Genomic DNA, 13,285 nt, shown 5'->3' on the forward strand with positions numbered 1-13,285 from the left:
AAACGTTTAATTAGAGACTTGCAGTATTAGTGACAAATAGTGTAGTAAAAATGGTCACGTATAATTGAGACAATAAGAGCATAATCTGTAATGCCGGTTACCATTATTTTAGAACCAACTATAGATAGCAGTAGTGCAAATAGATACGATACTTACAACGTACCTTTTAAAAATATTATTAGATTTCACCATAACCAATGCAATTAAAAATGGCCCTTCTGGGCAACCCTAATGCTGGAAAAACCACTCTTTTTAATGAACTTACCGGAGCGCGTCAGCATGTTGGTAACTACCCAGGTATTACTGTGGACCACAAGGAGGGGTGCATCCTCCATGAAAAGGCAAAAATTACCCTCACAGATTTACCAGGCACTTACTCTTTGACAGCTTATTCAGTTGAAGAGATCGTTGCAAGAAACTACCTTGTTGAAGAAAAGCCTGATGTTGTCATCAATATTGTCGATGCATCAAACCTTGAGCGCAATCTCTACCTCAGCTGTCAACTCCTGGAACTTGGATTACCAGTCGTCATAGCCCTTAACATGATGGATGTTGCAAAAAACAGAGGTATTGAAATCAAGATTACGACTTTTAGTAAGCTCTTTGATATTCCTGTCATTCCAATCATTGCACGAACAGGTAAAGGCACAAAAGAACTTCTGCAAACATGCATTGAATTGGGTGAACAAAAACTGCCGTGGAATCCCAGGGATATCTATTACGGGGAAGACCTCGAAAACAGCCTTAAAAAGCTTGAAGATGAAATAAATGCAGCAGATTTTCTTACTCATTTATACCCGCCCAGGTACACAGCCATCAAATACCTGGAAAATGATGAGCAGATTTTAGAGCGGGGAAAGGAGATCGCCCCTGAGACATCTGCTGTGCTTGAAAACATTGTAGACGAAGCCTCTGCACATACAATGAAAACTCTTGATGTCTACCCTGAGGCGATCATAGCAGACCATCGTTACGGCTACATTAAGGCTATTTTACGCCAGGGAGTCGTCACCCACAAGTTTGACACAGACCGACTATACACCTCTGACAAAATTGATAAGGTCCTGACCAATCGTCTCGTTGGGCCCATCATCATGCTGCTCATTCTCCTTGGGCTCTACCAGTTCACGTTTAGCTGGAGTGAAGTTCCCGTTGTCATGCTTGAAAATGTCTTCGGCTGGCTTAGTGGAATCGTAGAATCGACCCTTCCCGACGGCGTGTTAAAATCCATGATCATCTCAGGAGTTATTGATGGCGTGGGAGGGGTCCTTGGTTTTGTTCCTCTTATTATGTTTATGTTTTTTGGCATCGCCATACTGGAAGACTCCGGTTATCTCGCCCGGGTGGCCTTTATGATGGATAGGATATTTCGAATTTTTGGCCTACACGGCTCTTCAGTAATGCCTTTTATCGTATCTGGGGGTATAGCCGGTGGTTGTGCTGTCCCTGGTGTTATGGCAACACGGACACTCAGATCTCCAAAAGAAAGAATGGCGACGCTACTCACAGTGCCGTTTATGAACTGTGGAGCCAAGCTCCCGGTTCTGGCTCTATTGATCGGCGCTTTTTTCGGGGAACACAAGGCAGCATATATGTTTTTCTTCACCCTGCTTGCCTGGGTTATTGCACTTATTACAGCCAAACTGTTTCGTTCAACGGTTTTACGAGGCGCTCCTACCCCCTTTGTCATGGAATTACCCCCTTACAGATTTCCTACAATGCGTGGCCTGCTCATTCACACCTGGGAACGAACCTATCAGTATATTAAAAAAGCTGGAACTGTTATCCTGGGGATCTCCATTCTACTGTGGGCCCTTATGACCTACCCTGGACTTCCTGAAGAGAGCCAACACCTCTATGAGACAAAACGGGTTGAACTATTGAGCCAAAATAGTACTTCAGTTGAAGCGCTGGCAGAAGATGAATTGTCGGAAGTTTTACTCGGAGTAAAAGAAGAACTCACCAAAATCAACAATCTTGAGCAAGAGGCCGCACTCCGCTATTCCATTGCCGGAACACTGGGCACAAAGCTTGAGTCAATTACTCAATACGCTGGCTTTGACTGGCGAACCAATATCTCACTCATTGGAGGCTTTGCAGCAAAAGAGGTGATCGTTTCCACACTTGGCACCGCATATTCAATGGGGGAAGTTAACACAGAGGAACCGGAATCCCTCGGACAACGACTACAAAATGATAGTCACTGGAACAAGGTCGTAGCAATCTCAGCACTCGTTTTTATTATGTTCTACGCCCCTTGTTTTGTCACTGTGGTCTGTATTGCAAAGGAGTCGTCCTGGAACTGGGCATTTTTCTCCATGGCCTTTAACACCACCTTTGCCTTTCTTATGGCAATTGGTGTCTACCAGGTGGGGATGTTCTTTAACCTTGGTTAGGTATTGTGCGGCTTCAAGTAGCACAACTGCTCTCTAGCCCACAATTCTGACTGCCCCACCCCTTCGTGGATCACCAGCGCCCTCAATCCCAGGGATAACTGCATGTACTCCACCGAAGTAGACATCTCGCCCGCTCCAGACATTGACAGGAAGTAGTTTTCCAACGACATCAACAGCCTCCTGCTCATAGCCAGGCTCAATTTGAAGTAAGCCTTCATCGAGATATAACCTGGGGCTATCCACGGCATCCTGCAGGGAGCGTTTATGCTCAACCACCTGGGAGATTACACTACTGATGGCTGTACGAATTCGCTTTGACCCCCCACTGCCAATGACCAATTCAACCTTGTCGCCATCTAACAACAGAGAGGGTGACATCATGGAAAAAACCCGTTCACCAGGAGGGCTTGAGTGGAATCCATTTGGGTGCAGATCATCTTCTCCCATCATATTATTAAGCATAATCCCTGTTTCAGGAGCTACATAGCCTGATCCTTCACCGTTGGAGCAGGTCATACTCGCACAGTTCCCCTTACTATCTGCGACAGAAACATGGGTGGTCCCCCGACTAAATAGTCGTATTTTTTTTGCTGATTTTTCCACAATCTCCTTATCATCAAGAAATTGAGCCAAGGACTCAGGATCTGTTACCCCTTGTGTGCGTAAACGCTCAACTTCCTGCATAACAGCAACGGTAGAGGCTAGGTGCTGCCCACTCCCCCAGGACCCAGATTCTGCGGCCATCTGATCTTTTAAGAGTAGTGAGACTCCAATAAGAGTGCCTCCCATGGAGGGTTCAGATGCCGTTACAAAGGTCCGCCCCCTGTACGGAACTGTCAATGGTGTACGCTCTTTGACTGAGAATGCGGCTAAGTCCTGTTTTGTGAGTAAGCCTCCCTTTTCACGCATTTCTCTATCAATTTTTTCCGCTATATCGCCTACGTAAAAACAGTCACCCCCTTCCTCCACCAAACGGTCAAAGAACTGAGCAAGTTCCTGATTTCTTAACATTGCTCCAGCCTTTAAATAAACTCCTCCTGGCTGATAGATGCTTTTCGCCCTCTTGCTCAGGGTCATGATAGGTTGTAGCAGGCTTAAGAAATGGCCCTGCTGCTGGTTTAAGATATGACCGGTTGCAAGAATTTTAGCTGGCTCCATAACATCGGCCAGGGGTATTGAGCCGAGTTTGGAGTGGGTATGAAGTAAACCTTTAAGCACTCCCGGGACAGCAACTGATGCACGTCCAACATTAAACTCCTGGGTAGAACCGGAGAATTTCACTTGAACCGGAAAAAAATCTTTTTCTCCATGGTGATTTGTACTACCACGTCCAGGAGTATCCACAAAGAAATCGTAGTATATGTTTTGTTTCTGATTCCTGGAATATCCAAGCAAAAGCCCTCCCCCGCCAAGGCTCGTTAGGGCGGGTTCTGCCACCGCTGAGGCAAAACCTGCAGCCACCACAGCATCAAAGGCATTTCCTCCCGCCTCAAGTATTGCTGCTGCGGCATCACTCACCAGATTATGCCCTGAGGCTACAATGGCCGTACTCTTTTTCGACTCTCTCAAGACAAGAACTCCCTCTATGTAGGATTCTATTTCCGTTATAGGATAAGCAACACCGCCTTAGCCAGACATTGGAGGCCATTCCATGGCCACTCTGGCAAGCCAGTCTGCTCCAATCCCAAGAACTGTTTCGTCAAAATCAAAGGTTCCACTGTGGGCAGGACTATTTTCATTTAAACTGTTGGCACCAAAACGCACAAGACACCCATCCACCTGTTGTTGATAAAATGAAAAATCCTCAGCCCCAAGACTCGGTTTTCCCTGGGAGACGACCTGCTCCCTGCCGACAATAACCTGTGCTGCCTGCCGGGCTATGGTTGCAGCCAGTGTAGAATTAATCACCGCAGGTAAACAATCATGGAATTGGATAGAAGCCACAACACCAAACTGATCTGAAATACTTCGAGTCATTCGCTGAAGTGCTGCAATGAGTCTATCTCTCAGCTCAGTCTGAGTCGAACGCAGGGTACCGTCAATCAGAGCTTCATCAGCTATGATATTGTGCGCAGTCCCGGCTGCAAAACGACCAAGGGTAAGTACTGCTGCCTGATTGGGATCAGTTTCTCTTGAGATCAGTGTTTGTAAGGCTGTCGCCAGATATGCACCTGCCACCAGGCTATCTTTTGCCTCATGGGGTCTTGCCGCATGCCCGCTCTGGCCAAGGATTCTAATGGAAAATGGATCTGCGTAGGAGCAGATAACCCCTTCATCCACAGTTATGACACCGGTCGAAAAGTGTGTATCAATATGCCCTCCGAACACGACTTGAACACCATCCGCTAAAGCCCCTTCTTTAATCATTTTTTCAGCACCATTGCCATGTTCTTCAGCAGGCTGAAAGATACAGGACACCCGATTTTTGCATCCATGTTTTTTCAGTAAGGCAGTAGCACCAAGAAGCATTGCCACATGTCCATCATGACCACAGGCGTGCATTACTCCAGGGATTTTTGAGGCATAGGAAACCTCATTTTTTTCTTCCACAGGAAGGGCGTCCATATCGGCCCGAAGACCAACATGCGATAGAGTAGCATCGGCTTCACCAAGGGTGGCAATCACCCCGGTGCCACCAACACCTCCACGGAAGGGGACGCCAAGTTCGATGAGTTTTGCCTGAATAAAAGCAGAAGTATTATGCTCTTTGAAACTAAGTTCTGGATATTGATGCAGATGTCTACGAATGTTCCGCATCCAGTCAAGCAGATTGTCGTCCACACTGCTAAAAGAAATGTTCTGACCCATGAATCAATCACTCAAAAAGGACACGTCACTGCACCAGTACTGAGGTATCGCTGTTATATTCTTAGTATCTTTGGCTTTAATCAATCTTACCAGGAAATAAGACTACGCATAAAAGCAGTCTTACTCAGCAAGGAGTCAAAAATACACATTCCGGCTCATTATTAAATATACCGGGAGCGGACTATTCTATGATGATTGAACCAACATCGGCGTCTGGTGTGCGATTTTTCTTTGCCTTCTCAGGCTTTGGCTCTTCATCACCTATCACATCAAATTCTTCTACAACCACTACCTCATCATAAGTACTATCGTCTTCTGTAGATAGGGGCTCGACAACAAATTGTTCTTCCTCAGGTGACTCAACCTCTTCGTTCTGCAGCTCCTCTTCTTCCTGAACAGACGGATAAAACGAGTCAGTTTCAAGACTGAGAGGTTGTTTAAAAACTGCAACCAATCCATCCATTGTCTCCAGTAAAGATACCAGCTCCCACCCCGACTTCCCATACTCATTCAGGGAAAGTTCCACTTCAGATTCATCGAGAAAGGTGCTTCCAAGAAGACCTTCTTTTTTTAATTCATAATGTACAGTTTTATAACTCCACCGCATTGTTTCTACCTATCTTGTTACCTTTACATGTATACAATTGAGCCGATTACTATTGAGCCGGTTACAAAACACCCTTCTCAGAGTCTGCTCTTGCCTTTCCAACATTTTTGTTTTCATGGGAACGGTTTTCAAATCAGGATGTTACTGTTCCTCTACAAACTGATCATTTTCAAAGAGTCCCTTATACACCTTACCATTACGGGTCAGAACTCCCTTACCATTTCGCTTTCCAAAGCTAAACTCACCTTCGTATCGACTGCCATCAGCAGTTTCCAGTACACCTTCTCCATGGGGTAAATCATCTTTAAAATCACCGTCATAGTAGCTACCGTCCGGGTAGGTAATCTTTCCAGAGCCATTAAAAGTTCCGTTGGTAAAATAACCTTTGTAGATACTTCCATCCGCAAAGTAATACTCACCCTTACCATGGAAGAAGTCATTTTTAAAACTTCCTTTGTACTGAGTGGAGTCCGGATAGAGGAACTCTCCACGACCATGCTTCTTCCCTTTTACGAGGCTGCCAATATAAGACCGACCATCCTTATAACGAAAAGTTCCTTTACCATGGATCTCCCCTTTTTTCATTTTGCCTGTGTAGGAATCTCCATTAAGGAACATAAGTGTGCCCTCACCGTGCATTAAACCTTTCTTAAAATGACCGTTATAGGTACGCCCATCAGAAAAGCTGATCCCTGCATCCCCGGTCAGCGGCTTCATGGTCTCTCCATCATAGACAATGCCATCCCGGACTGGAAAAGGAACGGTGGAACGTAAGGACTCGACTACTGGAGTGATAGGCGGTACCTGCTCTACAATAGCTGATCCTGTAAAGGTATCAGAAGAACCGCCACTTGCTACCGCTACAGCTACTGGAACGACCACTGGTGCCGCAGTGGCTGCGTCAACTTTTGCCGCTTCCGGCTGTTGCGGTTCTCCATTTACAAATCTGCCGTTAAAACGGGTACCATCAGCATAGACAATAGTCCCTTCACCATTCATGGCATTAGCTCTGAACTGCCCTTTGTATTTCGTTCCATCAGCAAAGACAAGTTCACCCTTGCCTTCACGTTTACCTGCTATAAACTCTCCGGTGTACTTAGTTGTATCTGAATATTCCTGCACACCTTCGCCATCTGGAAGGGCATCAACAAAATCGCCGGTATACCTCAGACCATCAGGATACTCCATGACCCCCTTGCCTTCTATAACTCCAGCCTCAAAACTACCTATATACTTTCTCCCATCGGTGAACAAAAGAGTCCCTTCACCATGATAAAGGTCGTTTTCAAACATCCCCGTATACTCTTCCCCATCTGCAGTCTTATAGGTTCCATAACCATTTTTGTCCTGTCCCCGAAATTCACCAGTATACAGGGCCCCGCTTATATACTTCCGTTTACCGTGTCCCGCGGGTTTACCATTATGAAACATTCCTTCATGCCAGCTGCCATTGGCATAGATAAGTTTGCCCTGTCCGTCAATTATACCATTTCGAAAATCCCCCTGAAATTCCCGACCATCAGGAAAAAAGAGGATACCCTTACCATGAAATCGTCCGTGGCTGAATTCTCCAATATAGTGCGAGCCGTCACCGCGAATCATAGTCCCCTGACCATGGATAACAGAGTTAACAAACTCACCCTCATATCTGCGTCCATCCGGATGGGTCAGCTCACCCTTCCCGTGAAATTTTCCTTCTGTAAAGCCACCCGTATAGATCGTTCCATCAACAAATTTAAGAGTTCCTGTCCCATCGAGAAGACCATTTTTAAAGCCTCCGACATAATCCCTTCCATCAGATGAAGTGAAGTGGCCTTCTCCGTTTTTACAATTTCCCTTAAGGCAATCGGCTTGCAAGGAAAGAGGCAGGGCACACATCGACACAAAAACCATCAGACCGAACACATTCATTATATTTTTCAATCGTAGTCTCTCTTATGATTTGGAACCATTCATTACTTGAGTAGTGCACTTACAGTACTGCTGTATCCCGCGCATTGCACCTAGTATACGCTGCATCCACAACCTCAGCGATGATTTCAAGTCCCTTACGGACATCAACATCATTCTGGGAGTAGGTGATCCTCAGGCACTCATCTTTATGCCGCCATTCATCCTGTAGACCCGGGAAAAAATAGTGTCCTGAGACGACCAGTACCCCTGCTTTTTTCAATTCTTCATATAGTTCAAGGCTTGTTATCGGCAAACCTTCGAACCAAAGCCATATAAACATAGCCCCTTCAGGGACGTGGGCCCGACATGGAACATCTTCAAAGAGTTCTTGAATTGATTCAACGACCCTGTCTTTCTTTGCAAGGTAGTACGGCTGAATCATCTCTTTACTGAGTGTTGTAATCCTACCGCTTGTCACAAGTTTTTCGGCGAGTTGAGCACCAAAACTATTGGGAGAAAGTGACATTATGGCATTCATACTGGTGAGCGCCCTGATAATCTTTTTTGAGGCAACTGTTATTCCGGTGCGTACAGCAGGTAACCCGAGTTTAGACAAGGAGAGAGTCACAATGAGATTCTCATTCCAGCATGGTGTTGCCTCTGTATAAATCATCCCTGGAAACGGTAAACCATAGGCACAATCAACAATAAGAGGAATGTTGTTTTCCTTTGCAAGAGCAGAAAGTTTTCTCAGCTCACGATCTGTAACAACATTGCCTGTTGGATTGGTCGGCCTTGATATACAAATTGCACCAATTGTCTCGTCAACGCGAAGATTATCAAAATCTATGCGGTACTTGAAAAAAAGATCATCTAATATTTCAATAGCCGGTTTTGTGGAGACAAACAACTCCTCCCCAAGACCAAGATCAGCATAGCCTATATATTCTGGTGCCATGGGCAGGCAGATTTTTTTGAAACTGCCATCATCCATCTCACCTCCAAAGAGGTTAAAGAGCATGAAAAATGCTGTCTGACTGCCGTTGGTCAAACATATGTTTTCCGCAGTGACATCCCAGCCTTGCTCTTTTTTCAAAAGCGTAGCAATACCTTCAAGGAAATCAGCTTCACCCTGGGGAGATCCGTAGCTCCCTACCAGCTTTTTAAACTCTAAGGGGTCATTACATATATCAAAAAGTTCCTGTCTCATTATATCCTGAAATTCAGGCATTTGAGCAGGATTTCCTCCCCCCATCATCACCATGCTATCCCCATAGGTACTCTTCGCCTTACCCAGGTCATCCATGAGCGAGAGAATCCCGGCATTGGATGTCATTTTTTTGCCAAATTTCGTAAAGTTCATTGTTCTATTAATATCGTATTATTGTCTTCCAATGTGAGCTGAACCGGTTCGTTTACTCTTTAACTGAGTCATCAACTTCACAAGTAGAAAGGTTACCAGAAGCGAGAAAGCAATCCGTCCCCAGAGTATTCCTGCAAACTTACCTCCAATTGCTGCCATAATAAGTGTATCTTCGAGTAATCCGTGGCACAATCCCATGAGCACCATGGAGTTAAAAACCTCGTCCCGACCAAGCTTTCCCGTTGCTGTTTCTCGTATAATGAGTGCTCCACCATAACCGATACCCATAATCATCCCCACAACCGTGATGGGGGCTGCCTGCTTCCCCATACCAAAATGAGGTAATACCGGTGCGAGTAAGCGCTCAAAAAGGTCAAGCAGTCCTACCAGCTTAAATAGACGCATCAATATGATTATACACAATATAATCAAAATTATAAGACAAAGATTACCGAGGAAATCAAGGCCCCAGCTCAGATAACTATCCGATGATTCAGTTGCAGTAAAAATAACCCGTGACGGCTCCTGCCAAATATCAAAGCCATGACAAAGGATGTTGAGTAGATAACCGTATACAATTGCGCCAACAACACGTATCACCGCAATGGGCATCAACCTTGCCCCAGCCTTAGTACTCACACTCAGTTCTATCGGAAGCGAGTGGGCAACGAGCATTATTGAACAGAGAACTGTAACCTGAGCGGCGCTGAGTTCTACCCCCGGTGCAATAACAGAAAACACAGCAATAGCACTATAAAGGCTGGAAAAAATTGCTGTCGCCCACACTAAACCAAGTTCACCAGGCAAACCGAGCAGATTCATTAATGGCTCAAGTAATTGACCTATATATGTAATCAGTCCAAGTTCCGCCATTATTTTAGTCACAATGGCCACAGGAATAAGAATACGAATCAATTCCCAGCTGGTAAGCATGGTCTCTTTGAGTAGTTCAAGGATAACGGACTTCACACTTTTTTTCTCTGTAACACCCTCAGACATACCAATCTCCACCCTTACCAAGGGCCTTAAGCAACAATACCTGAACCTGAACCTGAGCCAGAGCTGCCACCACGTTTTTTTGCAAGAAAGAGCTGACACTCCAGTCCCGAGTTTTCATAAACAACCCTGGCCGGATTTTTCTGGCTTTTAAACCCCATGGCCCTGCAACCATAGGGCCTCGATGTCTCATAGGTGATAAAATAATGAACACATTTTATACAGAGCGGTCGTACGGACATAGCCAACATTCCTGAATTCAATATGACAATAGTCGTTTTCCACTACCCACTGTAATGGCAACCAGTACAGTGAGCACTCCAATAACCATATACCCCACAGCAAGAGTATAATAATCTCCCACAAGGCCAATACACATTGGTAAAAAACCTCCGCCTATTAAAAAAGCACAAGGAACACAGAGGGAAACTGCAGATCCCCGAACCTCTTTTCCACCTAAACGTGAGAGTACAGCAAAGGCAGAAGGAAAGAAACAGACAGCCACCATGGGCTGAATTACCACAAAGACAAGCAGGCCCACCCCGCTAAGTAGTCCCAGCGGGATAGTCAATAAACCTGCCACCAATAACACAGCCCTCAAGAGCCTGCCATTTCCTAATTTATCCCCAAGCCATCCTCCCACCAAGGGCATGAAAACAGCACTGATTCTTGAAAAAGCAACCAGGGTATTCGCCGCCTCATTTTCCATTCCATGCTCTGCAGTCAAATAGAGAGGTAACATAGAAAATAAGCCAAGGGTGGAACATATGGCAAAGGACAACAGTATAACCATCTGCCAGAAGGGGACTAAGCGCAAAACCACTTGCGTGGTTGCCCAATCGAGTCCCTTTGCGGCCCCTACCCCGCTATAACCACGGAACATATAGATACCTGCAACAGATATCAGAAGAGTCCCAAGGATATACAACACCGTATTGTAACTGAAATACAGGAGAAACAATGTGCAGATAAGGGGGGCCACAACAAAACCGAAATTAGGAGCCATCTCATGCACTGCAATTCCTCTTGCCAAATAAGAAGGAGAAACCAGAGACATAATTGTTGAAAGACCTGACTGCAGATACAACCCCGCCCCATATCCCAGAAAAAAAAGACCACAACGGATATACAAAAGGGTCTCAAAGGTGCCAATGAGAATAAGCATCACACCACAGCTTAATAGCGACAAAACAATGGTGTTCTTGTGCCCAAGGTATTCTGACACCTTGGTTGATAAAAGGATAGAGATAAAATATCCAAGTGAGATAAATAAAAAGAAAGATCCTGCTGCCCCGTGATCAATATCAAGGGATTTTTCAATCTCCGGTAATAAGGGAGAAAAGATTACCCTTGCCGTAAAATTTAAAAAGAAAATCGAGGTGAGCAGGAGAAGGTGTGAAAGAACACGACGAAATTGGCCGCTCTTTTCCCCACCCTTGGAAGATGTACACTTCACTTGTTACCCCACAGCAGCATCGTTTTTAGGAAAATCGAAAAAAAGCAACTTCCCATCACAGGCCGCTGAAGAAAAACCGCTCGCACCAGCATACTCAATTGCCACGATACCACAGGTAGGCACATTGGCAATTGCTGCACCAGAGAGATATCCGGCGAGATCTGTAATGGTAAAATTATGTCCCACCAGAAAAATAGTATCTACTGTTGCAAAGCTTTCCTCAAGCAGGCTGATATAAAACTCCATCGAGCCCATATACAGTCCTTCGTTGTACTGTATCTTATCCTTTGAGTAACCTGTTCCCTTTGCCATATAAACCGCTGTCTTTTTTGCGCGTTTTGCAGGGCTTGCCACAATAAGATCGGGTAGTACTGAAAGGCGTGCCAACCGTGCTGCCATTTCAGGGCCATTTCGTTTGCCTCTCTTATTAAGGGGTCGATCGAAATCAGGCAGATCAGGCCGACCCCAGCTTGATTTTGCGTGACGTATAAGAAAAAGTCGTTTCACTCAAATCACCCATCGGTTTACTTATTTTATGCTCTTATCATCAAGAGCGATAATCCGCATTTATCTTTACATAATCAAGTGAAAAATCACAGGTATACATCTCTGCCTCGCCACTACCTTCCTGCAAAGAGATAGAAACGGTAAACGCCTTTTCCTTAAGGATCTTTGTGGCACGCGATTCAACTTCTACGCCAAGACCCAAACCATTTTCCACCATGGTGACATCCCCAAAGGCAATAGAGACTTTTTCCTGATCAAAAATAACTCCAGCCCTACCCATGGCTGCAATAATACGGCCCCAATTTGCATCTTCACCAAAGAAGGCGGTTTTAACAAGATTTGAGTTGGCAACCGTCCGGGCTATCTTTTCTGCATCAGCATCATTTGCCGCACCCTTCACATGTATGGTGATTGTCTTGGTGGCACCCTCCCCGTCCTGAACAATTTGCAGGGCCAGATCCTTCATAACCAAGCCAAGAGCATCGCTAAAATCACTCAGCGCCCTTGAGTCACTTCCGTCAATAGAATGATTCCCTGCCCTGCCATTTGCCATAACAAGCACCATATCGTTTGTGCTGGTATCACCATCAACTGTAATTCTGTTGAAGGTTCTATCTGTTGTTTCGACAAGAGTGTTCTGAAGCTGCTCCCTAGCAATGTCTGCATCGGTCACAATAAAAGCAAGCATGGTTGCCATATTGGGCATTATCATCCCTGACCCCTTTGCCATCCCGAAAATATGTATTTCCTTACCTTGAACGACTACCTTCGCAGACGAAGTCTTCTGTACAGTATCGGTGGTCATGATTGCTTTTGCTACATCATCACTACAATCAACACTGAGGGAGTCCACAAGTGTATCGATATTGTCCTCAAACCCTTGAACATTTAATGGCTCACCAATGACACCAGTTGAGCTCACCTGCACCAGATTATCATCAATCCCCAGCCTACTCGAGATTAACCTGCTTGTGGCAAGAGCAGCCTCCATACCCTTGGCACCAGTACAGGCATTGGCGCATCCGGAGTTAACCAGAATCGCCTGTGCCATACCGTTTTCATCAAGTCGTTTTGAGTCAATAATGACCGGTGCAGCCTTTACCTGGCTTGTGGTGAACACCCCAGCAGTGACACATGGCTGGTCACTATAAATAAGACCAAGATCAAGCCGCCCCTTATATCGGATTCCCGCCTCAACTGCGGAAAATGAAAATCCACTCACACTCATAATAGTCTTCTACCTTTTAGTTCCATACTCT

The 13,285-nt window shown here is 45.3% G+C and carries 11 protein-coding genes; 1 reads left to right on the forward strand and 10 read right to left on the reverse strand.

Features of this window, described 5'->3' with window-relative positions; all coding sequences use genetic code 11:
• The first annotated feature begins 197 nt into the window (after window positions 1-197).
• Window positions 198-2,396, forward strand: coding sequence for a ferrous iron transport protein B (feoB, locus tag ACX6CI_RS11020; protein WP_458778204.1), 2,199 nt, complete (start codon window positions 198-200; stop codon window positions 2,394-2,396).
• Window positions 2,397-2,429: 33 nt separating this feature from the next.
• On the opposite strand, the gene ACX6CI_RS11025 is transcribed toward feoB, so the two are convergent.
• The 10 genes from ACX6CI_RS11025 to argJ form a co-directional block, all read right to left on the reverse strand.
• The gene (locus tag ACX6CI_RS11025) at window positions 2,430-3,965 is read right to left on the reverse strand and encodes a gamma-glutamyltransferase family protein (protein ID WP_458778205.1); all 1,536 of its coding nucleotides are present in this window, start codon (window positions 3,963-3,965) and stop codon (window positions 2,430-2,432) included.
• Between the two features lie 57 nt (window positions 3,966-4,022).
• Window positions 4,023-5,204: a M20 metallopeptidase family protein gene (locus tag ACX6CI_RS11030; protein WP_458778206.1), complete on the reverse strand. Its 1,182-nt coding sequence runs from the start codon at window positions 5,202-5,204 to the stop codon at window positions 4,023-4,025.
• A gap of 181 nt (window positions 5,205-5,385) precedes the next feature.
• Complete coding sequence (locus ACX6CI_RS11035) at window positions 5,386-5,811, reverse strand: DUF4177 domain-containing protein (RefSeq protein ID WP_458778207.1); 426 nt, start codon at window positions 5,809-5,811, stop codon at window positions 5,386-5,388.
• A gap of 141 nt (window positions 5,812-5,952) precedes the next feature.
• The gene (locus ACX6CI_RS11040; RefSeq protein WP_458778208.1) at window positions 5,953-7,734 is read right to left on the reverse strand and encodes an MORN repeat-containing protein; all 1,782 of its coding nucleotides are present in this window, start codon (window positions 7,732-7,734) and stop codon (window positions 5,953-5,955) included.
• 49 nt (window positions 7,735-7,783) lie between these two features.
• Window positions 7,784-9,067, reverse strand: a complete 1,284-nt coding sequence (locus ACX6CI_RS11045) for a valine--pyruvate transaminase (RefSeq protein WP_458778209.1) — start codon at window positions 9,065-9,067, stop codon at window positions 7,784-7,786.
• An 18-nt stretch (window positions 9,068-9,085) separates the two neighbouring features.
• Window positions 9,086-10,066 (reverse strand): hypothetical protein, encoded by a 981-nt coding sequence (locus ACX6CI_RS11050; RefSeq protein ID WP_458778210.1) that lies wholly within the window; start codon window positions 10,064-10,066, stop codon window positions 9,086-9,088.
• 26 nt (window positions 10,067-10,092) lie between these two features.
• On the reverse strand, window positions 10,093-10,305 hold the full coding sequence (locus ACX6CI_RS11055; RefSeq protein WP_458778211.1) for a uracil-DNA glycosylase: 213 nt from the start codon (window positions 10,303-10,305) through the stop codon (window positions 10,093-10,095).
• A 17-nt stretch (window positions 10,306-10,322) separates the two neighbouring features.
• A complete protein-coding gene (locus tag ACX6CI_RS11060) occupies window positions 10,323-11,519 on the reverse strand; it encodes an MFS transporter (RefSeq protein WP_458778212.1) in 1,197 nt (398 codons plus the stop codon).
• 3 nt (window positions 11,520-11,522) lie between these two features.
• Window positions 11,523-12,026: a SixA phosphatase family protein gene (locus ACX6CI_RS11065; RefSeq protein WP_458778213.1), complete on the reverse strand. Its 504-nt coding sequence runs from the start codon at window positions 12,024-12,026 to the stop codon at window positions 11,523-11,525.
• 40 nt (window positions 12,027-12,066) lie between these two features.
• The gene (argJ, locus tag ACX6CI_RS11070) at window positions 12,067-13,254 is read right to left on the reverse strand and encodes a bifunctional glutamate N-acetyltransferase/amino-acid acetyltransferase ArgJ (RefSeq protein WP_458778214.1); all 1,188 of its coding nucleotides are present in this window, start codon (window positions 13,252-13,254) and stop codon (window positions 12,067-12,069) included.
• Window positions 13,255-13,285: the final 31 nt, after the last annotated feature.

This window comes from Desulforhopalus glucosivorans, assembly GCF_054397165.1.

Excerpts from the sequence above, each read along its gene's own strand:
- feoB (WP_458778204.1), top strand. The coding sequence starts at position 198 with ATGCAATTAAAAATGGCCCTTCTGGGCAACCCTAATGCTGGAAAAACC.
- ACX6CI_RS11030 (WP_458778206.1), bottom strand. The coding sequence starts at position 5,204 with ATGGGTCAGAACATTTCTTTTAGCAGTGTGGACGACAATCTGCTTGAC.
- ACX6CI_RS11035 (WP_458778207.1), bottom strand. The coding sequence starts at position 5,811 with ATGCGGTGGAGTTATAAAACTGTACATTATGAATTAAAAAAAGAAGGT.
- ACX6CI_RS11045 (WP_458778209.1), bottom strand. The coding sequence starts at position 9,067 with ATGAACTTTACGAAATTTGGCAAAAAAATGACATCCAATGCCGGGATT.
- ACX6CI_RS11050 (WP_458778210.1), bottom strand. The coding sequence starts at position 10,066 with ATGTCTGAGGGTGTTACAGAGAAAAAAAGTGTGAAGTCCGTTATCCTT.
- ACX6CI_RS11055 (WP_458778211.1), bottom strand. The coding sequence starts at position 10,305 with ATGTCCGTACGACCGCTCTGTATAAAATGTGTTCATTATTTTATCACC.
- argJ (WP_458778214.1), bottom strand. The coding sequence starts at position 13,254 with ATGAGTGTGAGTGGATTTTCATTTTCCGCAGTTGAGGCGGGAATCCGA.